24 protein-coding genes and 1 pseudogene are annotated in these 25,009 nt (G+C 56.5%); 6 read left to right on the top strand and 19 right to left on the bottom strand.

Features of this window, described 5'->3' with window-relative positions:
• Positions 1 to 64 precede the first annotated feature (64 nt).
• Positions 65 to 808 carry a CDP-diacylglycerol diphosphatase gene (locus IM295_RS07805; RefSeq protein WP_028014850.1) on the top strand — a complete coding sequence of 248 codons (744 nt, stop codon included), beginning with the start codon at positions 65 to 67 and terminating at the stop codon, positions 806 to 808.
• A 73-nt stretch (positions 809 to 881) separates the two neighbouring features.
• On the top strand, positions 882 to 2,186 hold the full coding sequence (locus IM295_RS07800) for an SLC13 family permease (RefSeq protein WP_028014849.1): 1,305 nt from the start codon (positions 882 to 884) through the stop codon (positions 2,184 to 2,186).
• A gap of 38 nt (positions 2,187 to 2,224) precedes the next feature.
• Here the strand turns inward: IM295_RS07800 and tpiA are convergent, their stop codons facing one another.
• The gene (tpiA, locus tag IM295_RS07795; RefSeq protein ID WP_006808674.1) at positions 2,225 to 2,992 is read right to left on the bottom strand and encodes a triose-phosphate isomerase; all 768 of its coding nucleotides are present in this window, start codon (positions 2,990 to 2,992) and stop codon (positions 2,225 to 2,227) included.
• A gap of 111 nt (positions 2,993 to 3,103) precedes the next feature.
• Positions 3,104 to 3,700, bottom strand: coding sequence for a DUF1454 family protein (locus tag IM295_RS07790; protein WP_041911791.1), 597 nt, complete (start codon positions 3,698 to 3,700; stop codon positions 3,104 to 3,106).
• A 112-nt stretch (positions 3,701 to 3,812) separates the two neighbouring features.
• Here IM295_RS07790 and IM295_RS07785 point away from each other — a divergent pair, with 112 nt between their 5' ends.
• A complete protein-coding gene (locus IM295_RS07785) occupies positions 3,813 to 4,232 on the top strand; it encodes a DUF805 domain-containing protein (RefSeq protein WP_193066498.1) in 420 nt (139 codons plus the stop codon).
• Here IM295_RS07785 and fpr read toward each other — a convergent pair whose 3' ends face one another.
• The 4 genes from fpr to IM295_RS07765 form a co-directional block, all read right to left on the bottom strand.
• Entirely contained in the window at positions 4,233 to 4,979 is a 747-nt protein-coding gene (gene fpr, locus IM295_RS07780; RefSeq protein WP_045260252.1) for a ferredoxin--NADP(+) reductase, read from the bottom strand.
• Between the two features lie 96 nt (positions 4,980 to 5,075).
• The gene (glpX, locus tag IM295_RS07775) at positions 5,076 to 6,086 is read right to left on the bottom strand and encodes a class II fructose-bisphosphatase (RefSeq protein ID WP_028014845.1); all 1,011 of its coding nucleotides are present in this window, start codon (positions 6,084 to 6,086) and stop codon (positions 5,076 to 5,078) included.
• 123 nt (positions 6,087 to 6,209) lie between these two features.
• The gene (gene glpK, locus IM295_RS07770) at positions 6,210 to 7,718 is read right to left on the bottom strand and encodes a glycerol kinase GlpK (protein ID WP_028014844.1); all 1,509 of its coding nucleotides are present in this window, start codon (positions 7,716 to 7,718) and stop codon (positions 6,210 to 6,212) included.
• A gap of 21 nt (positions 7,719 to 7,739) precedes the next feature.
• The gene (locus IM295_RS07765; protein ID WP_028014843.1) at positions 7,740 to 8,585 is read right to left on the bottom strand and encodes an MIP/aquaporin family protein; all 846 of its coding nucleotides are present in this window, start codon (positions 8,583 to 8,585) and stop codon (positions 7,740 to 7,742) included.
• A 398-nt stretch (positions 8,586 to 8,983) separates the two neighbouring features.
• Between IM295_RS07765 and zapB the strand changes: the two genes are divergently transcribed.
• Positions 8,984 to 9,223, top strand: a complete 240-nt coding sequence (gene zapB / locus IM295_RS07760) for a septal ring assembly protein ZapB (RefSeq protein WP_028014842.1) — start codon at positions 8,984 to 8,986, stop codon at positions 9,221 to 9,223.
• Between the two features lie 58 nt (positions 9,224 to 9,281).
• On the opposite strand, the pseudogene IM295_RS07755 reads toward zapB, so the two are convergent.
• The 12 genes and pseudogenes from IM295_RS07755 to priA form a co-directional block, all read right to left on the bottom strand.
• A pseudogene (locus IM295_RS07755) lies at positions 9,282 to 9,392 on the bottom strand (hypothetical protein); the annotation flags it as partial.
• Positions 9,393 to 9,420: 28 nt separating this feature from the next.
• Positions 9,421 to 10,137, bottom strand: coding sequence for a DUF6708 domain-containing protein (locus tag IM295_RS07750; protein WP_193066497.1), 717 nt, complete (start codon positions 10,135 to 10,137; stop codon positions 9,421 to 9,423).
• A 370-nt stretch (positions 10,138 to 10,507) separates the two neighbouring features.
• Positions 10,508 to 10,744 (bottom strand): hypothetical protein, encoded by a 237-nt coding sequence (locus IM295_RS07745; RefSeq protein WP_193066496.1) that lies wholly within the window; start codon positions 10,742 to 10,744, stop codon positions 10,508 to 10,510.
• Positions 10,734 to 11,822 carry a DUF6708 domain-containing protein gene (locus IM295_RS07740; protein ID WP_193066495.1) on the bottom strand — a complete coding sequence of 363 codons (1,089 nt, stop codon included), beginning with the start codon at positions 11,820 to 11,822 and terminating at the stop codon, positions 10,734 to 10,736. Before IM295_RS07740 ends, IM295_RS07745 begins: the two co-directional genes overlap by 11 nt.
• The gene (locus IM295_RS07735; protein ID WP_193066494.1) at positions 11,815 to 14,466 is read right to left on the bottom strand and encodes a T6SS effector BTH_I2691 family protein; all 2,652 of its coding nucleotides are present in this window, start codon (positions 14,464 to 14,466) and stop codon (positions 11,815 to 11,817) included. The genes IM295_RS07740 and IM295_RS07735 overlap by 8 nt, the downstream gene beginning before the upstream one ends.
• Before the next feature lie 362 nt (positions 14,467 to 14,828).
• Positions 14,829 to 15,314, bottom strand: coding sequence for a ribonuclease E activity regulator RraA (gene rraA / locus IM295_RS07730; protein WP_014885702.1), 486 nt, complete (start codon positions 15,312 to 15,314; stop codon positions 14,829 to 14,831).
• Between the two features lie 92 nt (positions 15,315 to 15,406).
• Complete coding sequence (menA, locus tag IM295_RS07725; protein WP_100171285.1) at positions 15,407 to 16,333, bottom strand: 1,4-dihydroxy-2-naphthoate polyprenyltransferase; 927 nt, start codon at positions 16,331 to 16,333, stop codon at positions 15,407 to 15,409.
• Positions 16,334 to 16,395: 62 nt separating this feature from the next.
• Positions 16,396 to 17,730 carry an HslU--HslV peptidase ATPase subunit gene (gene hslU, locus IM295_RS07720; protein WP_028014840.1) on the bottom strand — a complete coding sequence of 445 codons (1,335 nt, stop codon included), beginning with the start codon at positions 17,728 to 17,730 and terminating at the stop codon, positions 16,396 to 16,398.
• 9 nt (positions 17,731 to 17,739) lie between these two features.
• Positions 17,740 to 18,270, bottom strand: a complete 531-nt coding sequence (gene hslV, locus IM295_RS07715) for an ATP-dependent protease subunit HslV (RefSeq protein ID WP_014072345.1) — start codon at positions 18,268 to 18,270, stop codon at positions 17,740 to 17,742.
• 94 nt (positions 18,271 to 18,364) lie between these two features.
• Positions 18,365 to 19,360 (bottom strand): cell division protein FtsN, encoded by a 996-nt coding sequence (gene ftsN, locus IM295_RS07710; protein ID WP_136484728.1) that lies wholly within the window; start codon positions 19,358 to 19,360, stop codon positions 18,365 to 18,367.
• A 93-nt stretch (positions 19,361 to 19,453) separates the two neighbouring features.
• The gene (cytR, locus tag IM295_RS07705; protein ID WP_041911797.1) at positions 19,454 to 20,479 is read right to left on the bottom strand and encodes a DNA-binding transcriptional regulator CytR; all 1,026 of its coding nucleotides are present in this window, start codon (positions 20,477 to 20,479) and stop codon (positions 19,454 to 19,456) included.
• A gap of 119 nt (positions 20,480 to 20,598) precedes the next feature.
• Complete coding sequence (gene priA / locus IM295_RS07700) at positions 20,599 to 22,794, bottom strand: primosomal protein N' (protein ID WP_193066493.1); 2,196 nt, start codon at positions 22,792 to 22,794, stop codon at positions 20,599 to 20,601.
• 200 nt (positions 22,795 to 22,994) lie between these two features.
• On the opposite strand from priA, the gene rpmE reads away from it, so the two are divergent.
• Positions 22,995 to 23,207, top strand: a complete 213-nt coding sequence (rpmE, locus tag IM295_RS07695) for a 50S ribosomal protein L31 (RefSeq protein WP_003862040.1) — start codon at positions 22,995 to 22,997, stop codon at positions 23,205 to 23,207.
• A gap of 48 nt (positions 23,208 to 23,255) precedes the next feature.
• Here rpmE and metJ read toward each other — a convergent pair whose 3' ends face one another.
• Complete coding sequence (gene metJ / locus IM295_RS07690) at positions 23,256 to 23,573, bottom strand: met regulon transcriptional regulator MetJ (protein WP_003862042.1); 318 nt, start codon at positions 23,571 to 23,573, stop codon at positions 23,256 to 23,258.
• Between the two features lie 275 nt (positions 23,574 to 23,848).
• Between metJ and metB the strand changes: the two genes are divergently transcribed.
• Positions 23,849 to 25,009 (top strand): cystathionine gamma-synthase, encoded by a 1,161-nt coding sequence (metB, locus tag IM295_RS07685; RefSeq protein WP_193066492.1) that lies wholly within the window; start codon positions 23,849 to 23,851, stop codon positions 25,007 to 25,009.

Below are 25,009 nucleotides of genomic sequence, written 5' to 3'. Positions count from 1 at the left end.
GGTTTTTTATTTGGTCATCATTTTGCGTTACTCTTTTGCCTCTATTGAAAACAGGGAACGCGTTGTGAAAAAAATTATCTTACTGATCCTGATTGTCATCGCCCTTGCCGCAGGCGGCGTGTACTGGATAAAAGCGGGTAATCCGAATGCGTTGCGCCATATCGTCCTCGACCAGTGTCTGCCTAATCAGCTGCAGCACCGTAACCCGGCACCCTGCGCGCAGGTGAAGCCTGATGCGGGCTATGTGGTATTTAAGGACCGCAACGGGCCGCTGCAATATTTGCTGATGCCAACGTACCGCATCAACGGCACCGAAAGCCCGCTCCTGACCGAGCCTCATACGCCAAACTTCTTCTGGCTGGCGTGGCAGTCGCGCAGCTTTATGACCCTGAAGCGTGGCTCTGAAGTGCCGGACAGCGCTATTTCGCTGACGATTAACTCACCGACCGGACGCACGCAAAACCATTTCCATATCCATATCTCCTGCCTGCGCCCGGACGTGCGCGAGAAGCTCAACGCGGCGCAGGGAGACATCAGCACCCAGTGGCTACCGTTCCCGGGTGGGCTGGAAGGGCATGAGTACCTCGCACGCCGGGTGACGGAGAATGAACTGGTCCAGCGCAGTCCGTTTATGATGCTGGCGGAAGAGCTGCCGGAGGCGCGCGACCATATGGGACGCTTCGCGCTGGCGATGGCGCAGCAGTCGGATGGTTCGTTTGTTTTGCTGGCGACCGAGCGTAACCTGCTCATGCTTAACCGCGCGTCGGCAGAGGAATTGCAGGATCATCAATGCGCTATCCTGAAGTAACCCCACTATAAATCGCGTTTACTCAGGCTGCCTGTCACCGTAGACTTGCTGAAAAAATCTACAGGAGACAGGTATGTCGCTCTGGTTAACGCATCCTCTGCTGCTGCCCTCGCTGATCGTCGGCGTCACCATCGTGCTGTGGGCGACGTCGCTGTTGCCGGAATTTATCACCGCGCTGCTGTTTTTCACGGCGGCGATGACCGCCAGAATCGCCCCGCCGGAGGTGATTTTTGGCGGTTTTGCCTCGTCGGCTTTCTGGCTGGTCTTCAGCGGCTTTGTGCTCGGCGTGGCGATCCGTAAAACCGGCCTGGCGGACAGGGCCGCCCGGGCGCTGTCGGCAAAGCTCACTGACTCCTGGATGCTGATGGTGGCGAGCGTGGTATTGCTCAGCTACGCGCTGGCGTTTGTTATGCCGTCAAACATGGGGCGTATTGCGCTGCTGATGCCCATTGTCGCGGCGATGGCGAAACGCGCCGGTATTGCCGACGGCTCCCGCGCCTGGTTCGGCCTTGCGCTGGCAGTCGGCTTCGGTACCTTCCAGCTCTCGGCCACCATTCTGCCCGCCAACGTGCCTAACCTGGTCATGAGCGGCGCGGCGGAAGGCTCGTACGGCATTCACCTGAACTATGTCCCGTATCTGCTGCTGCACACGCCGGTGCTCGGTATTCTCAAAGGCCTGATTCTGATTGGCCTCATCTGCTGGCTGTTCCCCGGCAGCCCGAAACCGGCGAAGGATTTCACGCTGTCTGAACCGATGGGGCGTGACGAAAAACGACTCGCCTGGCTGCTGGTGGTGGTGCTGATGATGTGGGTGACGGAGAGCTGGCACGGCGTGGGGCCGGCGTGGACGGGGCTGGCGGCCTCGATTATCGTTATGCTGCCGCGCATTGGTTTTATCACCGGCGAGGAGTTCTCGGCGGGGGTAAATATGCGCACCTGCATTTACGTTGCGGGTATTCTCGGGCTGGCGATCGTCGTGACGCAAACGGGTATCGGAGCGGCCGTAGGCGAGGCGCTGCTGCGCATAATGCCGCTGGATGCGGACAAACCATTCACCAGCTTCCTGGCGCTAACCGGAATTACTACGGCACTCAACTTCATTATGACTGCCAACGGCGTTCCGGCGCTGTACACCACGCTGGCGCAGAGCTTCTCGGATGCGACCGGTTTCCCGCTGCTGTCGGTGATCATGATTCAGGTGCTGGGCTATTCCACGCCGCTGCTGCCGTATCAGGCGTCGCCGATTGTGGTGGCGATGGGGCTAGGAAAGGTGCCTGCAAGGGCGGGGATGGTGCTCTGCCTGGCGCTGGCGATTGCGACATATCTGGTGCTGCTGCCGCTGGATTATCTGTGGTTTAGCGTGTTAGGGCGTTTGTAGCGGCGGGTAAGCGCAAGCGCCACCCGCCACAAAGGCCATTACGCCTGTTTAGCCGCTTCTGCCGCTTTAACGATCACCGCGAAAGCGTCCGCTTTCAGGGATGCACCGCCAACCAGCGCGCCATCGATATCTGGCTGGGTGAACAGCTCAGCAGCGTTGGAGGCGTTTACGGAGCCGCCGTACTGGATGATCACTTGCTCAGCCACTTTCGCGTCGGCTTTAGCAATATGGTCACGGATGAATTTGTGAACTGCCTGAGCTTGCGCAGGGGTAGCAGATTTGCCGGTACCGATCGCCCAGACTGGCTCGTAAGCGATAACCGCGCCTTCGAACGCTGCTGCGCCCTGCGTTTTCAGCACGGCGTCGATCTGACGTGCACACACTTCTTCGGTTTTGCCCGCTTCGTTTTCCGCTTCGGTTTCACCGATGCACAGAACCGGGATCAGACCCTGCTCTTTCAGCACGGCAAATTTCTTCGCGATGAACTCGTCAGATTCTTTGTGGTAGGTGCGACGCTCGGAGTGGCCGATGATGATGTATTTTGCGCCGATATCTTTCAGCATTTCAGCGGAAGTTTCACCGGTGAACGCGCCAGACAGGTTAACGTCAACGTTCTGCGCGCCCAGCACGATGTGGCTGCCGTCAGCGGCACGTTTAGCCAGATCCAGGTACATATCCGGCGGAGCGATAGCAACCGCGCAGCCGGTCACGCCAGCCAGCTCTTTACGCAGGTTTGCAACCAGTTCGTTTACCATGTGGCGGCTGCCGTTCAGTTTCCAGTTACCCATCACTAAAGGATGTCGCATTTCAATTCTCCACGCTAAATAAGCGAATTAAGGAATATGGCCGCCCTGTCGGGCAGCATGGTCTGTGAATCAGTATAGAGATTTTCCCTCGAAAGGCTTTGCTTTTTGTCATTAATTGGCCCCGCCAAGGGTGTCAGATAGCGCCAGCTTAATCGGTTCAACGGCGAAGGTCAGTCCTTTTTCGCCGTTATCCGCCACTACATAGCGAATCGCGCCTTCGGTTGTGGCGTAGTACCGCTTGTTTTTACCGGCGGCCAGCAGCTTTTGCAGCTTTTGCTGGCTCTGCTTTTTCGTCAGCGCAGGTGTAAACGCCTGCAGCACCGCGCTCATGTAATCAAGCGCCTTCGATTTAGCCGCTTTCTGCTCTGGCCCCTGAATCGGCAACCAGGTGATTTGCATGCTTTTGATTTTTAACGTACCGCGCTCCAGCGCCGTGGAAGCATACAAATTCTCGTTTATCTTGCTCGCTGCACGGGTCAGTGTAGGGGTATCGCGCGAGCTATCAATGGCGCGAAACTCATCCAGCGGCAGCCCTGGGTTGGCCTGATTGAAAGCTTCGCGAAACTGGCTGATGGACTGATCGAAAGACGGTGCGCCCGCCAGCAAATACGGCGCAGTGGTGGGGGCCGCGGTGTTGGCGGCGTGCAGCGGAAAACCCGCGCCGAGCATCGCTAAACACAGGAAAAGAGAATGTGCCGAATTTTTCATCAACATTGCACCTGGCCGTAAGTGCTCATGATTAAAACGATATCTGGTCGGCTTGTCAAAAGGTCACAACTCCAGGGTAAAATGCGGGCTAAACGATAATAAGGAACCTTACATGACCATACAGCAGTGGCTGTTTTCATTCAAAGGGCGTATTGGACGCCGTGATTTCTGGGTCTGGATGGTGACGTGGGTCGTCGCCATGCTGCTTCTTTTTTTCGTTGCTTATAACGCCTGGCTGAGCACGCAAACGGCGGCATTTGCACTGGCTTGCCTGCTATGGCCGACGGCGGCCGTCGTGGTGAAACGCCTGCACGATCGCGGCCGCTCCGGCGCGTGGGCATTTTTGATCATACTGGCGTGGATGCTGGTGGCAGGGAACTGGGCGATGCTGCCTTCCATCCTGCCGTGGGTTGTGGGCAGGCTGCTGCCGTCGGTCATCTTCGTGATGATGATTGTCGATCTGGGCGCGTTTATCGGCACCCAGAGCGAAAATAAATACGGTAAAGATACCGTCGAGGTGAAATACCGCTGATCACCAGTAGTGTTCGGCGGTCATATGGCCCGGCCGGCGGCGAAGATGTTTCGTCATCTGCCGGGTATCCTTCAGAAGCTGCTGCGTGTCCCGGACCATCTGCGGGTTACCGCACAGCATGACGTGGCTGGTTTCGGCCGTCATCGGTAAACCCACCGCGTCTTCCAGTGCGCCGCTCTCAATTAACGCCGGTACGCGACCGGTAAGCGCTCCTGCTACGGTTTCGCGGCTGACTACCGTCTGAATCTTTAACTTTCCGCCGTACTGCTGTTCCAGCGCCTGCATCTGCGGGAGATAGCTTAAATCTGCGGCATAGCGCGCGGCGTGCACCAGCACGATGTTTTTGAAGCGCTCCAGATCCTTACCGTACTGCAAGATAGAGAGATACGGACCGATGGCCGTGCCGGTTGCCAGCATCCAGAGCGTGTCACAGTCAGGGATCTCTTCGAGCACAAAGAAGCCTGCCGCTTCGCTCACAATCTGCACATCGTCGCCGGGCTGAAGGGCGGCAAGACGCGGGCTGAGCTTACCGTCAGGAACGGTGACCAGATAGAACTCGAGATCCGGGTTATCCGGCGCGTTAACGTAAGAGTAGGCGCGCTGCACGCGCTCGCCGTCGACATCCAGACCCAGCTTGGCAAATTGCCCGGCCTTAAACGGGTGAACGGGAGCATGCAGGGTGAGACTAAATAGCGCATCGGTCCAGAATTCTATCTTTGTGACTTTACCTGTTACCCAGTCCGCCATGATCTTCTCCTGTGCTGTTTCTCTGTTCTATCTTCCGTACTTGTGGGAAACATTTCCAGCCCCTTCGGGCCGGAAAGCTCTATCGATCAAACGGTTTTACAGAATATGCGTCTGCACGTCCGGGTCTTTACGGTCGAGATAGTGAATGGACTGAATGCGTCGGATGGTGCGCGATTTACCGCGGATCAGCAGCGTTTCAGTGGTCGCCATGTTGCCCTTGCGGGTGATGCCGTCCAGCAGATCGCCTTTGGTGATGCCGGTTGCAGAGAAGACGACGTTATCGCTGCGCGCCATGTCGTTCAGCGCCAGTACTTTATTGGCTTCGATGCCCATCGCTGCGCAGCGCGCCAGCTCGTCCTCACCGATACGACGGTTTTCGTCGCTGTCGCCTTTCACCTCATGGCGCGGCAGAAGGCGCGCCTGCATATCACCGTCCAGCGCGCGGATCACCGCCGCAGAGACCACGCCTTCCGGCGCGCCGCCGATGCCGTAAAGCACGTCCACTTCGCTGTCCGGCATGCAGGTCAGAATAGAGGCGGCTACGTCGCCATCCGGAATGGCAAACACGCGCACGCCGAGTGCCTGCAGATAAGAGATAGTGGCGTCATGGCGCGGTTTGGCCAGAATAGTCACGGTGAGTTCGTTGAGCGGTTTAGCCAGCGCCGCCGCGATATTGCGCAGGTTGGCGTCCAGCGGCAGGCTGAGATCGATTGCGCCTTTCGCACCAGGGCCGACAATCAGCTTTTCCATGTACATGTCTGGCGCGTTGAGGAAGCAGCCTTTATCGCCCACGGCCAGCACCGCCAGGGCGTTGGCCTGGCCCATCGCCGTCATGCGCGTGCCTTCGATCGGGTCCACCGCGATATCCACCGCATCGCCTTTGCCGGTCCCGACCTTTTCACCGATGTAGAGCATCGGCGCTTCGTCGATTTCGCCTTCACCGATGACGATAGTGCCGTCGATGTTGACCTGGTTAAGCACAATGCGCATGGCGTGGACGGCCGCGCCGTCTGCGGTATTTTTGTCGCCACGACCCAGCCATTTATAACCTGCAAGGGCGGCTGCTTCGGTGACGCGGGAAAACTCGATAGCAAGTTCACGTTTCATGAGGGACTCGTACAATCAAAAGGAATTGCACGAAGTTTATCACAGAGTGGGGAGGGGTGAGGGGACCGGTGCGGTTGGAGCCCCTCACCCTAACCCTCTCCCCAGGGGAGAGGGAATATAGGCTTACTCTTCGTGTTCTTCCCACGCCAGGGCACGTTTCACCGCTTTCTTCCAGCCGCTGTAGCGGTAGTTGCGCTCGGTGGTTTCGATGCCAGGGCGGAATTCGCGTTCGATGACCGCTTTCTCCTGCAGCTCGTCCAGGTTCTGCCAGAAGCCTACCGCGAGACCCGCAAGATACGCCGCGCCCAGTGCCGTCACTTCACGTACTTCAGGGCGCTCAACGCGGGTGCCCAGAATGTCGGACTGGAACTGCATCAGGAAGTTGTTGGCTACCGCGCCACCGTCCACGCGCAGGGCGTGCAAACGAATGCCGGAGTCTGCCTGCATCGCTTCCAGCACGTCACGCGTCTGGTAGGCGATGGATTCCAGGGTCGCACGAATGATGTGGTTTGAGTTCACACCGCGCGTCAGGCCGAAAATTGCGCCGCGGGCATACGGGTCCCAGTACGGTGCGCCCAGACCGGTGAACGCTGGCACCACGTACACGCCGTTGGTGTCTTTCACTTTGGTCGCGAAGTACTCGGAGTCAAACGCATCGCTGATCAGCTTCATCTCGTCGCGCAGCCACTGAATAGATGCGCCCGCCATAAACACCGCACCTTCCAGGGCATAGTTCACCTCGCCGCGCGGGCCGCAGGCGATGGTAGTCAGCAGGCCGTTTTCTGATTTCACCGCTTTCTCGCCGGTGTTCATCAGCATAAAGCAGCCGGTGCCGTAGGTGTTCTTCGCCATCCCTTCCTTGACGCACAGCTGGCCGAACAGCGCCGCCTGCTGGTCACCGGCGATACCGGCGATAGGAATACGGGTGCCGCCTTTACCGCCGATGTTGGTCTGGCCGTAGACTTCAGACGACTTACGCACTTCAGGCAGCATCGCGCGCGGAATATCCAGCGCGTCCAGCATCTTGTCATCCCACTCCAGGGTGTTGATGTTGAACAGCATGGTGCGCGAGGCGTTAGTGTAGTCAGTAACGTGGACACGTCCCTGAGTCATCTTCCAGATAAGCCAGGTATCAACGGTACCGAACAGCAGCTCGCCGCGTTTTGCACGCTCGCGTGAACCTTCCACGTGGTCGAGGATCCACTTCACTTTGGTGCCGGAGAAGTACGGGTCAACCACCAGGCCGGTGGCGCTGCGCACGTACTCTTCCATCCCGTCACGCTTAAGCTGTTCGCAGATCTCTGACGTACGGCGGCACTGCCAGACGATGGCGTTGTAAATCGGCTTACCGGTTTCGCGTTCCCACACCACGGTGGTTTCACGCTGGTTGGTGATACCAATCGCGGCGATTTCGTCGGAACTGATGTCGGCTTTCGCCAGCACTTCCACCAGCGTGGAGCTTTGTGACGCCCAGATCTCCATCGGGTCGTGTTCTACCCAGCCTGGACGCGGATAAATTTGCTCAAATTCGCGCTGTGACACGCTGACGATATTCGCGTCATGATCCATTACGACAGCGCGGGAGCTGGTAGTGCCCTGGTCGAGCGCAACGATATATTTTTTTTCGGTCATGGTATGTGTCCCGTAGTCAGATTACAGCGAAGCTTTTTGTTGTGCGGTAGAAGTCGTTTCCTTCTCCTCTTCCACACAGGTGTCGCACGGTAAGTGGCGACCAATTAATTTGCGATAGCCAAATGCACCCAGTGCCGCCCCTACGACTGGTCCGAACAGCGGTACCAGGAAGTAAGGAATATCTTTGCCGCCGGTGAAAGCCACGTCGCCCCATCCTGCAAAGAAGGCGAAGGTTTTTGGACCCAGGTCACGCGCCGGGTTCATCGCAAATCCTGTTAACGGCCCCATGGACGCACCGATGACGGCGATCAGCAGGCCAATCAGCAATGGCGCCAGCGGGCCACGCGGAATGCCGTTACCATCATCGCCCAAAGCCATAATGACGCCCATCAGAATAGCGGTAATCACCATTTCAACTGCGAACGCCTGCACAAAATTGATATGCGGGTTAGGGTAGGTTGAGAAGATGCCTGCCAGATCCAGACTTTCGACGCTACCGCGCACCATATGATGCGTCTGTTCGAAGTCGATGAAAAGATTGTAATAAAGCCCGTAAACTAACGCCGCTGCGCAAAACGCGCCGGCAAATTGAGAAATAATGAAGGGAACAACTTTGCGTCCGTCGAAGCACGCGAACAGCCACAGTGCGATTGTCACCGCCGGGTTAAGATGTGCGCCAGAGACCCCTGCAGTCAGGTAGATGGCCATCGCCACGCCCAGACCCCAGATGATACTGATTTCCCACTGACCAAAACTGGCACCCGCCACTTTCAGTGCAGCGACACAGCCCACTCCGAAGAATATCAACAACCCGGTACCAAGGAACTCGGCAATGCACTGGCCTTTTAAGGTTGATGTCTGACTCATAATCGGAATCCTGAAGAAATTGATGTTTATTGTTAGCGTGGCCGCCCGTGACAGCCACGATGCCCTGTAGACATAGTGTTAATTTATCGTTAACGAGCAAAAACGAGAAATATCGAAATTAAAATGTGTGGTCTGTGTCAATAAAATGAGCGTTTTCGCGCCATAAAGCGCGTTTTTGCATCAGTCGCGCACGGTGAGCTGAATCATTTTTTTAACGAATGGGTTAACAACTTAGAGGTATATGCCGCGAACGCACCAGGACGAGGCCGAAAAGTGTTGCAAACCGCGATCTGCGTGGCATGCCGCTGGACAGGGGCGACTGCGCTCCATACAATCGGAACATATGTTGTGCGCGTTTACGTTAAAGCGTCGCCTTGCAATTCAGGAGAGGTAGGATCATGTCTTTAGAAGTGTTTGAGAAACTGGAAGCGAAAGTACAGCAGGCGATTGACACCATCACGCTGCTGCAGATGGAAATTGAAGAGCTGAAAGAGAAGAACAACAGCCTGGCGCAGGAAGTTCAGAACGCTCAGCACGGCCGCGAAGAACTGGAGCGCGAAAACAACCAGCTGCGCGAACAGCAGAACGGCTGGCAGGATCGCCTGCAGGCGCTGCTGGGACGTATGGAAGAGGTTTAATTCTGTCGGGATTGAACAGAAATAGCCGGGTAAGCGTCGCCGCTACCCGGTTTTTTTTCTCGATATCCAGCGCATCTTCCGACCGGATAATGCCGGTATTATCAGCATAAAGATGGTCGCCGGAGAAGAAGGTCACGCCGCCGAAATTCACGCGTACGTCGCTTTCGCCAGTATTCGGTTCATGGCCGATAAGCCCCTCAGTCCGCATGGTCCTGACCGCCATATTTGGCTTTCAGTCGGGCAACGATCCGGTCCATTGCTCCGCGCTCTTTTGCAAACGTGCGGGTATAACGCTCCTTGCCCTGCAAGCCCAGCATCGGTCGCCAGACCTGCGGTGGATTATGCTCAGCGCCTTTATTGACAGGGTCATTCTCGTCCGGCTGACAGGCCGCGACCACTTCCGCAGGCCATTCCGGGATTTTGCAGGTCAGCATGACCAGCCAGCGCGGAAAACTGAGAACGAAAAACACAGGAAGCTGCAGCGCATTCACCATCAGACCGAGTCGCCCGAACCACTGCTTACTGAGATAGAACAGTCCGAACAGCCAGCCCTCTTTCTGTTTTTCAACCGGCGGGCACCAGGCTATGGAGTCCGCGAGGTCCGGGAGATACTCATCTCCCTCTTCCATATAGCAGCGGATAAATTCCCAGTACATGGTCAGGTCTTCCGGGTCCCAGTTCACATTAATCGGGAGAGGAATCGCCCCCGTGACAGTATCTCCGTCATCACCCGTAAGACATCCCACAATGGTCCACTGCGTTGAGAGTCGCCCCTTCGTTGGGTACAGGACAAATTTGAGTTCCTCCCACGGAATGGACAGCACCGTTCCACCGGACTGGTAGACATATACCATCCTGTTTTTACGGTTAAAGCGGATCGGATAGTAGGTACTGAAAAATATCTCAGAAACCATTAGCCTGTATGCAGCCCAGGAAAGAGGAAGTGATATTAAGCACCAGACAACAATCAAATATATCCAGGTCTTAAGCGGATATCCTCCCTCCCAGAGCATAGGGATTAACAACCCTAGAAAACCGCGAATAAACATAATATAGAATATTATTGCGGCCCCAAGAGTTAAGACACCTCTCCAGTTGTAATACCGGTCAACCAGCTCCAGATAGGTTGAGTTCATGCGCACCACGCTGTCGAATCCGGATATGCCTGGAACGTCCGGATCGCCTGTTTTCTGCGAGTAAATCTTAAAAACACGTTTATCACTGAGGCGGAGAAATCCCTTATAGAACCGTTTTGTCGGGTCGGCAGGGAATCGTTTAAAGGGATTAAACATGCGCGCCTCCTTGGTCGGTCAGAGCCATATAGCCCTCCTTTTCCATTTGTGCATCCGACCAGATAGCCGGGACATCGCTCTCACCCGGCGGCACCCGCCGCCACTGCGTACTGAGCAGCCAGGTCTGTATGTCGTTCCGGGCATGGCTTAACAGCCAGGCCCCGGCCCCCAGAACCAGCAGCATCCCGACAAATATTCCCGCCAGACCGATAAGCCCCTCAGTCCGCATGGTTCTGCCCGCCATATTTGGCTTTCAGCCGGGCAACAACCCGGTCCATTGCTCCGCGCTCTTTTGCAAACGTGCGGGCATAACGCTCCTTGCCCTGCAAGCCCAGCATCGGTCGCCAGACCTGCGGTGGATTATGCTCAGCGCCTTTGTTGACAGGGTCATTCTCAGCCGGCTGACAGGCCGCGACCACGTCAGCCGGCCATACCGGAATTTTACTGGTCGCCATCACCAGCCAGCGCGGAAAACTGAGCACGAAAAAGAGAGGCAACTGCAGCGCATTCACCAGCAACCCGAGCCGCCCGAACCATTGCTTACTGAAGTAAAGCAGCCCGAACAGCCAGCCCTCTTTCTGTTTTTCCACCGGCGGGCACCAGGCAATGGAGTCAGCCAGGTCCGGGAGATACTCATCTCCTTCTTCCATATAGCAGCGGATAAACTCCCAGTACATGGACAGCACATCGGGGTCACTCTCCAGATTAATTGGGAGAGGGATACATTCCGTAACAGTGTCCCCGTCCTCACCCGTAAGGCATCCCACAATTGTCCATTCTTTTGCCAGCCGTCCCTTCGTTGAACGCAGAACAAATCTGAGATCCTGCCACGGCAAGGAGAGGATTTTTCCGCCGGACTGGTACACATACACCATCCCGTTTTTACGGTTAAAGCGGATCGGATAGTAGGTACTGAAAAATACCTCGGAGGTCATCATCCGGTATAATCCCAAACAGAGCGGCAGCGTAATCCCCCAGATAATGATGTCAACAATCCAGAGAGCTGCACTATGAAAACCATCTTGCAACAACGTGATTAATGGCTGTAAAAACACATAAAAAGACAGACAAAAAAAGAAAACTCCGGCCAGCGTCCATGTTCCGCGCCAGTTGTAAAAACGGTCAACTAGCTCCAGATAGGTCGAGTTCAGGCGCACCACGCTGTTAAACCCAGAGACCCCTGGAACATCCGGATTGCCTGTTTTCTGCGAGTAAATTTTAAAAACACGTTCATCACTGAGGCGGAGAAAACCCTTATAGAAGCGTTTGGATGGGTCTGCCGGAAACCGTTTAAAGGGATTAAACATGCGTCCCTCCCTGTGCGCTCAGGGCCAAATAGCCTTCCTTTTCCATTTGCGCATTCGGATAAATAGGCTGAATGTCGCTCTCACCCGGCGGAACCCGCCGCCACTGTGTACTGAGTAGCCAGGTCTGGATATCGTTTCGGGTCTGACTTAACAGCCAGGCTCCCGCACCGACAACCAGAAGCATCCCGAAAAATATCCCCGCCGGCCCTAGGAAAAACGCCGCCAGTTCTGAACTTTCAAGAATTGTTGCTGATAAACCAAAGCGGGCAAGGATTGCAACCGATATCTCGCTACCGCCCCCGACAGTCATCATCCCGACACCGAGGGCGTTAATCAAATGTGCAATACCGATACCTGTTTTTCCATTTTCTAATGCCTTCCGTCCATCTAGAACCTCTGTCAGGGTATAAACCATCCCCCCTCCGAATCCTAACCATTTAAAAAAAACAGATCCGAGAACCCTCATCGCCCCGTTTCTTATCACTGACAGCGTTGATGGCAGCTCCAGCTTCATCAGTGACGTCATCGCCAGCTTCAGCGCTTCCGCCGTTGACGCCACCGCCATGCTGGCGTTCGCCGCGAACACCGTCGCAGCTTTACCACCGGACGGCAGGCCGCTCTCTTTCACACCGTACCCCAACACCATCCACTGGAAGTACGCTGAGAACACCGTCCCGCCAAACGTCATGCCTTTCGCCGCCATCTCCGTCGCCAGCGTGCCGGGTTTCATCCCGCTCAGTTGAGCCACCGATGAGCCCAGCGATTTCGGGAACAGCATTCGCGCCAGCTCGTCCTCCGTGAGCATTGCCGTACTGAGCTTCGCCAGCCGCTCTTTAACCGGCAGGGCGGCCAGTGCCTTCGCCTCATGCACGTCAATAATCCGCGGCAGAGATATTTTCTCCAGCGAGCGCTCCGGTAGCTCCTTCACCAGTCGGTCGGTCAGCTTTTGCATCGCGGTATATAATTGCCCGCCGCTGCGTCCACTCATTTCCAGCATCCCGGCCATCCCCCGGGTCATCGCCCCGACAAAGTTTTTCGTCCCCGGCACCACGCTGACGGCAGAGAACGCCTTACCCTGCATCGCCAGTATCCCGATAGCAAAGCGCACCGGCGTTCCTTTCACCATCAGATCCACCGATTTCATCATCGCCTCAGACCAGAGCATGCTGAGCTTTTCCAGCCCCGTCAGGATCGCGCTGGCATAGTTGCCGCTGTACTCCTTCGCGCCGTCCGCCAGACGGTCCCAGCTTATACCCAGCCACCAGTCTGGTCCGCCGCTTTTCAGCTGTGCATTTGCCTCGGCAATCCAGCCGTCATGATTAAAGAAGGCCGCCCGCTGAAGAAAGTTTTCCGGCGTCAGCGGAGCCTGATTCAGCTGCTGATCGATGTGGGTAATCACTCCGCCTTTGTCGTTCATTCCTGCCAGTACTTTCGCTACTGTCTGGATATAGCGTCCGCCGCTGTGCGCGCAGGTCGGATCAAAGTGCTGCACAAAGTAATTCGCCATCGCCGGTCCCTGCAGCCAGGCCAGATACATCCGGGTGATGGGAATGACTGAACTTTTGTCATACTCGGTCAGCCAGTCTTTCAGTGTCTGACTGAATGTCTGTGTCTTTGCCCGGTCGATGTATTTTTCGTAGCCGGTCTGCCATGCCTCGTCCACCCGGTCCTTCCGGCTGGCCTCATTCAGGACATGCATCCGGTCAGCCATGTCCGGAGCCGGAAATCTCGGTCCTGCCGGCGTGTCCCTGCCATAGCGCATCTGGCGCTCATAGCTTTCATCCCCGGCTTCTGCCCGCAGGTAAAAATAATTACGCATTGCCAGTTCGACGCTGCCGAGCATGGTCAGCAATGCAGTGCCACGGCTCAACTCCGGATCCGTGGCGATAGCCTGCTGCATCCGGTAGCGTGCCAGGGCTGAAATCTCCGTCGCCACCCCAACCGGGTCAGACAACATTAGAATCGCACCGTTGCCCGCGTTCAGATTATCTGCCGCCTGTCGTAAAGCGGCCGCAGAATGACTACTGACCGCTTTGAGGGGAGAGGGAGTCCAGGCTTTAAGAGTGCTGTTGCGCAGTCCTGGACTGTATTCAGCTACGCAATTAACGAGCTGACTGAAGGGCAGGGCCTGCTGACCGTTGTGGCTGGCAAGCCAGGCATCCATATCAAATTTCTGCATATACTGGCTTCGCCAGGCGACATCTTCATGCTGTTTGCGTACCACCGGTGTCCACGACTCTTCAGACCACGCAAACCAGTACACCCCGTTAAGGATTCCGGCGGGCTTTACCGGCAGTGTCACCAGGGAAGCGGTTGCCAGTTCATCTGGTCGGGTAATACAGGGGGTAATGTCCCCGCTTTCCACGCGCGGCGGCACGATGCCGTCCTCTGGAAGAGGATAAAAATAGCCGTCGCCGGTAGCATAATAGTTAATCCAGCGTTGTGAACGTTCCGCCCAGATGTATAAAAAGCCCTGCCTCAGCAGACGGGCGGTATAGTCTGCACCTCCTTCGGCCGTTACCGGTACGGTGATACTGCCGGATAAAGCCGGTAACGCGTCACCTTTTTCCATGATTGCCGGACGAACCGGCAGGACGGGTAAACCGTCGCGCTGGCAGAACTTACATCCCTTTTCATTGCTCATGATGAATCCATTCTTCTTCTGTCAGGTAAGCCCGTCCGGTAAGCAGGAAAGGTAACCCTGAAATTGTGGTGGTTATTTACTCATAATACACCGTAAAGACGTTAACCTAAGCTAAATTTTCTTTATTTCGTAAGCAGTTAGTGCGCATTTGCTGTGCAGGGAAAGTACGACGTGATATGCAAAATATGTGGCAAACGACGGCGATTGAATAAACGGTTATTCTGGAGCGCCGAAACCATCAGGAGACGCTACGGGGGAGTGTTATTGCAGTATAAAAAGAGGAGATATCTAAACCTGTGTTAACTTCACGGTTTGGGTGATGATAAAAACAAAGGCCATCCGATAAAAGATGGCCTGGTAAATTACTCAATATCCAGCGGATCTTCAGAAAGGATAATGCCGGTATTATCGGCGTAGAGATGATCGCCTGAGAAGAAGGTCACGCCGCCGAAGTTAACGCGCACGTCGCTTTCGCCGATGCCGTCACCCGCAGCGCCTACCGGTATGGCCGCGATGGCCTGAATTCCAATATCCAGGTCTTCGAGATCGTCCACCTGACGCACGGAGCCGTACACCACGATGCCTTCCCACTCGTTCTGGACGGCAATGCCGGCCAGTTCAGCATCAATCAGTGCGCGACGCACGGACCCGCCGCCGTCAACCACCAGTACGCGGCCACGGCCGTTCTGTTCGAGCAGATCGTACAGCAACCCGTTGTCCTCGAAACATTTCACCGTGACGATTTGACCGCCAAACGACGACCGCCCACCAAAGTTGGAGAACAGCGGTTCAACGACGTTGACATCTTCCTGGTAGATGTCACAAAGCTCGGAGGTATCGTATTTCATAGGTTTAACGCTCAGTTGCTGCGAATGTGTTCAGTATATCGTGCGAAATGCGTTGTTGGCAAAATCATCAATTGTTAATTGATATTTATCAGCTAACTGAGCGTCTGGCTTAACACAATCCCAATGACGAACAACAGGTTAGTCAGCAGCGCGCCTTTTACCGTTCGCTCCAGCATCGGCGGCATGGCTGCCGGGCTGAGTTCACGCATCACAAAGCGGGCCTGCTTAACCAGCAGCGGCGCGGCAAGCACAAACAGCCAGCCCCACAGACTGTGCAGGGAAATTAGGTTAAACAGCGCCAGGCAAACCAGCGCGCCAATAAGCAGGCAGGCATGATAGCGGCGCGCATTCACCGGCCCCAGACGCACCGCCAGCGTGTTCTTGCCGTTCTCACGATCGCTGTCGATATCGCGCAGATTATTGATATTGAGCACCGCCGTCGCCAGCAGGCCGCAGGCGGTCGCCGGGAGGAACAGGGCAGGGATCACCGTATGCGCCTGTAAGTACCAGCTCCCCATTACGCTCAGCCAGCCGAAGAACACCAGTACAGAGATATCCCCAAGGCCAATATAGCCGTAAGGGCGCGTGCCGACGGTGTAGGTGATGGCTGCGATGATGGCGAGCAGGCCCAACACCAGGAAGCCAATGAAGTCGCTGGTAGTTTTCGAGGCGACCGTCACCAGCGCCAGGCCAGATAAGCAAATCAGCACCACGGTGATAATCAGCGCACGCTTCATCTGTGCCTGGGTGATCACCCCCTTTTGCATCCCGCGCAGCGGCCCGATACGGTCAGGCTTGTCGCTGCCTTTTACCGCATCGCCATAATCATTCGCGAGGTTAGAGAGGATTTGCAGCAGCCCGGCGGTAATGAGCGCCAGACCTGCCACCAGCGGATCGAAATGCCCTTGCCACCAGGCAAGCGCGGTGCCGACAATAATGGCGGCAAAAGCCAGAGGAAGCGTTTTAGGGCGAAGACTTTCGAGCCACGCCTGAGTACGGCTGATATCAGTCATAGTAATTTAGCCAATAAAAATGGGGGCCTTAGCCCCCATTAACAGTGATGAGAATGCAGTAACCGCGATTATAGGATAAAACGGCTCAGATCTTCATCTGCCACTAACGCATCCAGATGTTTGCTCACATAGTCTGCGTCGATGGTAATGGTTTGACCGTTGAGGTCGCTCGCGTCATATGAGATGTCTTCAACCAGACGTTCCAGCACGGTGTGCAGACGACGCGCACCGATGTTCTCGGTGGTTTCGTTCACCTGCCATGCGGCCTGGGCGATACGCTTGATACCGTCTTCGGTGAACTCGAGGTTCACGCCTTCGGTCGCCATCAGCGCCTTGTACTGTACGGTAGCAGAGGCGTTTGGCTCCGTCAGGATGCGCTCGAAATCTTCGGTGGTCAGTGCCTGCAGCTCAACGCGGATAGGCAGACGACCCTGCAGTTCCGGGATCAGATCCGACGGGCTGGCTACCTGGAATGCACCGGAAGCGATAAACAGAATGTGGTCCGTTTTCACCATGCCGTGCTTGGTAGAGACGGTGCAGCCTTCAACCAGCGGCAGCAGATCGCGCTGTACGCCTTCGCGGGACACGTCTGGACCGGAGCTGTTGCCGCCGCGCTTACAAATTTTGTCGATTTCGTCGATAAACACGATACCGTGCTGCTCAACCGCGTCGATAGCGTCCTGCTTCAGCTCTTCCGGATTGACCAGCTTCGCCGCTTCTTCTTCAATCAGCAGCTTCATCGCGTCTTTGATTTTCAGCTTACGCGCTTTCTGCTTTTGGCCGCCCAGGTTCTGGAACATGGACTGCAGCTGGCTGGTCATCTCTTCCATGCCCGGAGGCGCCATGATTTCCACGCCCATCGGCGCGGCCGCGAGGTCGATCTCAATCTCTTTGTCGTCCAGCTGGCCTTCACGCAGTTTTTTGCGGAACGCCTGACGCGCGGCTGAAGGCTCAGCCTGCTGTTCAGCCTGGCCCCAGTTGTTTTTCGCCGGTGGGATCAGCACGTCGAGAATACGCTCTTCGGCCATCTCTTCCGCGCGGTAGCGGTTTTTCTCAATCGCCTGGACGCGCACCATCTTAATCGCAGAATCGGTCAGGTCGCGGATGATAGAGTCCACTTCTTTACCCACATAGCCCACTTCGGTGAACTTGGTGGCTTCAACTTTGATGAACGGCGCGTTCGCCAGCTTCGCCAGACGACGGGCGATTTCGGTTTTACCGACGCCGGTCGGGCCGATCATCAGAATGTTTTTCGGGGTGACTTCGTGACGCAGCTCTTCGTCAAGCTGCATACGACGCCAGCGGTTACGCAGCGCGATGGCCACGGAGCGCTTGGCGTTATCCTGGCCGATAATGTGTTTGTTCAGTTCGCTGACAATTTCGCGTGGGGTCATTTCAGACATGGGAGATCCTTACGCTTTGGAGGTCAATTCTTCGATGGTGTGGTTGTGGTTGGTATAGATGCAGATATCACCTGCAATATCCAACGCCTTCACCGCGATATCACGCGCGTTCATGTCGGTATTTTCCAACAGCGCGCGGGCTGCAGCCTGGGCATAAGGGCCGCCAGAGCCGATGGCAATCAGGTCGTTTTCCGGCTGAATCACGTCACCGTTACCGGTGATGATAAGCGAAGCGGTTTCATCCGCGACCGCCAGCAGCGCTTCGAGCTTGCGCAGCATACGGTCGGTACGCCAGTCCTTTGCCAGCTCAACGGCAGCTTTCACCAGATGACCCTGATGCATTTCCAGCTTGCGTTCAAACAGTTCAAACAGCGTGAAGGCATCCGCCGTGCCGCCTGCAAAACCGGCGATCACTTTGTCGTTGTAGAGACGACGGACTTTCTTCACGTTGCCTTTCATGACGGTATTACCCAGCGTGGCCTGGCCATCACCGGCAATTACCACCTGGCCGTTACGGCGTACACTTACTATTGTTGTCACGAGCAGACCCCCTGGTTACAGATTCGGGAAACAGAAGCCCTGAGCCTGTGCTCAGGGCTGAATTAAATGATAGATGGGGGGGATTTTGGGGGTTTCAACCCCCGGAGGCGAGTCGAATGCAGTTTGTGTGCCCAGCCACTTTCAAACGGGAAATGGTGCCGTCTGCGTTTTCTTTGCCTTTAACCGGGCCGATCACCACGCGGTTCCAGCCGTTATTGGTGGTAATGCGTGAATCAAATCCTTCGAACGCCAGCTGAGCACGTACCGTTTCCGCCTGCTCGGCACCTTTAAACGAACCGCACTGCACCATCCAGCGGCGCTCGTCTTTTTTCTCTGCCGTCTGCTTCGGCGCTTCGGTCTCTTTGGTCACCGGCGCGGCCTGCTGCGTTTTCGGCTGCTGCGCGGTGGTATGCGCTGGCGTCTGGAGCAGATCCTGATACGGCTGCGCCGCTTGCTTTGGCGGCTGCGCTTTTGGCTGTTGAACAGGCTGCGACTGCACCGTACGCGTCTGCTGCTGCGGTTGCTGGTATGGCTGGGCCTTCGGCTGCTGTACCGGCTGAGTTTGCGTCCACTGCTGCTGTTGCTGCTGTTGCTGCTGTTGAATTTGTGCCTGGCGCTGACGCTGCAGCTGCAACGTTTGCTGACGCTGCGCTGGCGTTTGTTCATTCCACGGCACTTCATTCAGCTGCGTCGGCTGCTGGCGCATATCGGCCTGCATCTGTGCCAGCAGCTGGCGCTGCTCGTCCGTCAGCTGATCGGCATTCTTCACTTCGCCACCGGCTGAGGGCTCAGTAGGCGCACGCACGCCGGGCTGACGACTTTCCAGCTCTTTAATATAGCGCCAGCGCTCTTCAGGTTTCGGCGGCAGACCATTTCCCACCACTTTGTTGCCCTGAAGGGCCTCGGACTCTTCTTTTTTATGGTGCGTGATGAAGTACAGGCCGCCAATAAAGGCCACCAGCACGGCCGCAGCAATAGCGACCATTGCTGGCGAGACCGCAGGCAGATTACGCTGCTTGCTTTTTGAACTGCTCTTTTTGCGTCGCGAAGGTGCCGGCTGGCCGCGACGTACATAATCTCGTTGTGCCACTATCGTTTCGCTGTATTTATTCGTTCGTCAGCCCGCCATGTTACTTAAGCGGCGGGGCTTTGACCAGATAAGGGTGTCCGAAAGGCGTTTACTTTAAGTCAATGCCTGGGTAGAGCCGCGAATAATCAGCTCGCAGTCCAGCAAACGCGAGCCGCTGCTAACCGTTTGACCCTGCAGCTGATCCAGCAGAAGCAGCATCGCTTCGCGGCCAATCTGATAGCGCGGTTGTGAAACGGTGGAGAGCGGTGGATCGCAAAACTCTGAAAGTGAAATGTTATCGAATCCGATAATCGACAAATCTTTCGGCACGCGTAAGCCACGGCGCTTGGCGTGTGAAAGCGCACCCAGCGCCATCACGTCGCTGTGGCAGAACACCGCCGTTGGCGGTTCCGGCAGCGCCAGCAGTTTCTCCAGCGCCTGTCCGCCCGCTTCAAAGGTAAAATCACCGCGCGCAATATAGTGCGGATCGACAATCGCACCGGTACGGCGCAGCGCCTGAACATAGCCCTGCAGGCGGTAGTGGCACAGCGGCATCTCTTCCGGCCCGGCAATGCAGCCAATCCGCTTATGTCCCAGCTCCTGGAGATAGTTTACGGCGTTGAACGCGGCGGTGAGGTTATCAATGTGGACCGTCGGCAGCTCAAGCTCTGGCGCAAATTCGTTGGCCATTACCATCGGCGGTAAATTGCGCTGCTCTTCGATGCTGGCATCAAACGGCAGGCGCGAGCCAAGCAGCAGCATGCCGTCAATCTGCTTGGTGATAATGAGGTCGATAAAGGTTTTTTCCTGCTGGTTCTGGTGAGCGCAGTCGCCAATCAGCACCAGATAGCCCTGCTCCGCCGCCGTCACTTCGATACCGCGAATGATCTCGCTGAAGAAGGGATCGCAGATATCCGGCACTATTACCAGGATGGTCCGCGATTCATTGCGCTTGACGTTCCGCCCCATCGCCTGCGGGAAATACCCCACTTCCAGCGCCGCCTGTTCAACCTTGTTACGGGTCGCCTGGGAGACTTTATCCGGGTTCATTAATGCGCGGGACACGGTTGCCGTTGAGACTTGTGCTTTCTCGGCAACGTCTTTCATGGTCGCCGTGGCAACCTCTTTCCTGGACTTCAACGTCTTCTCCTCGCCTGAACACCGAACTGCGGACATCACCATTTTTACAGATAGTTAATGGAATCGGTTACAGAATTTTCATAAAAAGTGTGAGGCGCGTTAAATTTTTCGATCCGTCTTCAGCCTTCGATGGGATCGACGTCCAGTACCCACTTCACTTTACGCGCTTCCGGCAGGGTATTGATGAGCGCCAGCGTGCCGCTGACGATGTGCTGCAGGCGAATACGCGAGGGGTGCTGAAGTAAAATTTGCCAGCGGAAACGTCCACCGCGTTTTGGCGCCAGCGCCGGCACCGGTCCCAGGATCCACAGCTGGTTATCCACCAGCGGGCTGGCCTGCAGAAGATTCCTCAGCTGTTGCAGGAAAAGCGGCGCCTGCTGGTTGTTATGATCCTCCGCGCGGATGATGACGTGGCTGGTCCACGGCGGCAGCTGCATGGTCTGGCGTTCGGCCAGCGCCTGCTCGGCAAAGGCGTCATAGCCTTTGTGCAGCAGAGTCTGTAGCAGCGGGTGCTCAGGGTGGTGCGTTTGCAGTACTACCTCGCCCTGTTTCCCCGCGCGTCCGGCACGCCCTGCCACCTGAGTATAAAGCTGGGCGAAGCGCTCGGCGGAGCGGAAATCTGCCGAGAACAGCGCGCCGTCGACGTCGAGCAGGGCGACCAGCGTCACGTCCGGGAAGTGGTGCCCTTTGGCCAGCATCTGGGTGCCAATCAGGATGCGCGCGCCGCCGCGATGCACTTCCGCCAGCTGCTGCTCCAGCGCCCCCTTGCGGCTGGTGGTGTCCCGGTCGATTCGGGAAATAGGCACGTCCGGGAAGAAAGGGCCAAGCGCCTGTTCCAGCTGTTCCGTTCCCAGCCCCACCGGCACGATATGCGTGGAACCACATGACGGGCACTGGCGAGGAACCGGACGCTGGCTGTCGCAGTGGTGGCAGCGCAAGTGTCGCTGGGCCTGATGGAAGGTGTAGTAGTGGTCGCAGCGCGGGCACTCGGCAATCCAGCCGCAGTCGTGGCACAGCAGGGCGGGGGCAAATCCGCGACGGTTGAGGAACAGAATGACCTGGTTCCCCGCCTGCAAATGCTGGCGCATGCGGGAAATCAAGGCGGGCGCTAAGCCGGCCTGCACCTGCTGGCCTTTGAGATCCAGCACGTGCTGAATGGCCGGGCGGGCATTCCCCGCGCGGCGCGTCAGGCGCAGCATGTGGTATTTACGCTGGCGCACGTTGTGCAGCGTTTCGAGCGCAGGCGTGGCGGATCCGAGAATAATGGGAATTTGCTCGCTGTGTGCACGGTAGACCGCCAGATCGCGGGCGTGATAGCGCCAGCCTTCCTGCTGTTTATAGGAGCTGTCGTGCTCTTCGTCGATCACGATAACGCCGAGGTTTTTAAACGGCGTAAACAGCGACGAGCGGGTGCCGATCACAATCGCCGCTTCGCCGTTTTTCGCTTTCAGCCAGGCGCTGAGGCGCTCGCTGTCGTTCAGCCCGGAGTGCAGCACCTCAACGGGCGCGTTAAAGCGCTCGCGGAAGCGGGCAATGGTCTGCGGTGTCAGGCCGATTTCCGGCACCATCACCAGCGCCTGTTTGCCCTGCGCGAGCACGTTTTCCAGCACGCTCAGATAGACTTCGGTCTTGCCGGAGCCCGTCACGCCCGCCAGCAGCCAGGCGGAAAAGTGGTCCGAGGCGCTATGAATGGCGCCTACCGCGGTAGCCTGCTCGGTATTCAGGCGCAGGCGATCGCCCGAGACGGAGAAGCCGTCGCGCCAGTCGTGAAGGGCGGGCGCTTCGCTGGCCAGCTCGCTCAACCCTTTCTTTCTTAATGCCTGTAGCGCCGTTTCGCTGACCTCAAGCTCGTCGACCTGGTGCCGCCAGATTTTTCCCTGACGCAGCGCCGCCAGCGCCTGCTGCTGTTTCTGCGAACGCTTCAGGCTGTTGATGTCTACGGCCTGCCCCTGTTCGGTGGCAAACCAGTACCACATCGGGGCGTGGCTGGCGCTTTTGCCCTGGCGCAGCAGGATCGGCAGGGCGTGGAACAGAACGTCGCCAATCGGGTGATGATAATAATCTGCCGCCCACAGCAGCAGTCGCCAGGTGCTGATGGAGTAAACCGGCTCGCTGTCCAGCACCTCAACCACCGATTTCAGTTCATTGAGGGGCAATTCGCTTTTATCGCTGACGGAGACGACGATCCCCACGCGCTGCTGTTTGCCAAACGGCACGGTCACGCGACAGCCCGCTTTGGCGCTCATGCTGTCGGGCAGCTGGTAGTCAAAGGTGCGGGGAAGCGGAACGGGCAGGGCAACGTGAGCGACGGGCATCGAATCTTCCTGACTTGAAAAGTGGCGCGTTAGTATACACATTAGTAAAAGCGGCGTGCGGATCAGTTTGCATACGTTGGTTAAATTCTGTATGATTCGCCGCCTTTGGTGTACTTTACGCCAAAGAACTTACATTCAACATCGCGTGGTGTCTGGCGTTAGGGCTGGAAGAGCGACGCGGCCTTAACTGAGGTTCTCCCATGAAAAAAGATATTCACCCGAAATACGAAATGATTACTGCAAACTGCTCTTGCGGTAACTCTATCCAGATCCGCTCTACCGTGGGTCACGATCTGAACCTGGACGTGTGCGGCAAATGCCACCCGTTCTACACTGGTAAGCAGCGTGATGTTGCAACCGGTGGCCGTGTTGACCGCTTCAACAAGCGTTTCAGCATCCCGGGCGCTAAATAAGTTTCCCGAAAAAAAGGCACCGCAAGGTGCCTTTTTTGTATCCGCTTCTCAGTATTCCCACGTCTCCGGGTCAATACCCAGTTCACGCATGATCACCTTCGCCTCTTCCGGGATTTCGTCGCTACGCTCTTTGCGCAGATCGTCATCGTTCGGCAACGGTTGGCCGGTAAACGCATGCAGGAACGCTTCGCACAGCAGTTCGCTGTTGGTCGCGTGACGCAGGTTGTTCACCTGACGACGCGTACGTTCATCGGTGAGGATCTTCAACACCTTCAGAGGAATGGAAACCGTAATTTTCTTTACTTGCTCACTCTTCTTACCGTGCTCAGCGTATGGGCTGATATATTCGCCGCTCCATTCAGCCATGAGATACCTTTAATCCTCTCAGTCATTAATCTAAAGGTGCAAACCGGTCACTGCCCGTTTTGAACCGTAATCTTGCGTAGTTTACCGTAGAGACGATACCGTGGCACGGATATTGCCGCTGCAGCGTGCACTAAAGCATATAATTTTAACGGCTATTTGCGCATTGCTCAATCTATACGCAAAGAAGTTTAGATGTCCAGATGTATTGACGTCCATACTTTCAATGTTTACTCTGGTGGCTGACTTTTCACCTCATTCGCCAGGAAGCCCTCACCATGACGCGTAAACAGGCCACGATCGCAGTGCGTAGCGGATTAAATGATGACGAGCAGTACGGCTGCGTTGTCCCGCCCATTCATCTTTCCAGCACCTACAATTTCACCGGATTTAATGAACCGCGCGCGCATGACTACTCGCGTCGCGGCAACCCTACGCGTGATGTAACCCAGCGCGCGCTGGCGGAACTGGAAGGCGGCGCGGGTGCGGTATTAACCAATACCGGTATGTCTGCCATTCACCTGGTGACCACGGTGTTCCTGAAGCCTGGCGATCTGCTGGTTGCGCCGCACGACTGTTACGGCGGCAGCTATCGTCTGTTTGATAGCCTGGCAAAGCGCGGCTGCTACCGCGTGCTGTTTGTCGATCAAAACGACGAACAGGCGCTGAAACAGGCGCTGGCAGAGAAGCCGAAGCTGGTTCTGGTGGAAAGTCCAAGCAACCCATTGTTGCGCGTTGTCGACATTGCGAAAATTTGTCAGCTCGCAAGGGATGCGGGAGCGATAAGTGTAGTGGATAATACCTTCCTCAGTCCGGCCCTTCAGAACCCGTTAGCACTGGGTGCGGATCTGGTATTGCATTCATGCACTAAATATCTGAACGGCCATTCTGACGTGGTGGCGGGCGTGGTGATTGCAAATGATCCCGACGTTGTCACGGAACTGGCATGGTGGGCTAATAATATCGGCGTCACCGCGGGCGCGTTCGACAGCTACCTGCTGTTGCGCGGCATCCGCACGCTTTCGCCGCGCATGGACGTGGCGCAGCGTAATGCCCAGGCGATTGTCGATTTCCTGAAAACCCAGCCGCTGGTGAAGAAGCTTTATCACCCGTCGCTGCCGGAAAACCAGGGGCATGAGATTGCCGCGCGCCAGCAGAAGGGATTTGGCGCGATGTTAAGTTTTGAACTGGACGGTGACGAGCAAACGCTGCGTCGCTTCCTGAGCGGGCTGTCATTGTTTACGCTGGCGGAATCCTTAGGTGGGGTTGAAAGCTTGATCTCCCACGCCGCGACCATGACGCATGCAGGTATGGCACCGGAAGCACGTGCCGCCGCCGGGATTTCCGAGACGCTGCTGCGTATCTCGACCGGTATTGAAGATTCTGAAGATTTAATTGCCGATCTGGAAAATGGCTTCCGGGTCGCAGCCAAGGGGTAA

The organism is Enterobacter cloacae complex sp. P14RS, assembly GCF_014895895.1.
Taxonomy (GTDB): Bacteria; Pseudomonadota; Gammaproteobacteria; order Enterobacterales; family Enterobacteriaceae; genus Enterobacter; species Enterobacter bugandensis.
The sequence above is the reverse complement of the archived record's forward strand: the minus strand, read 5'-3'. Positions and strand labels throughout refer to the sequence as shown.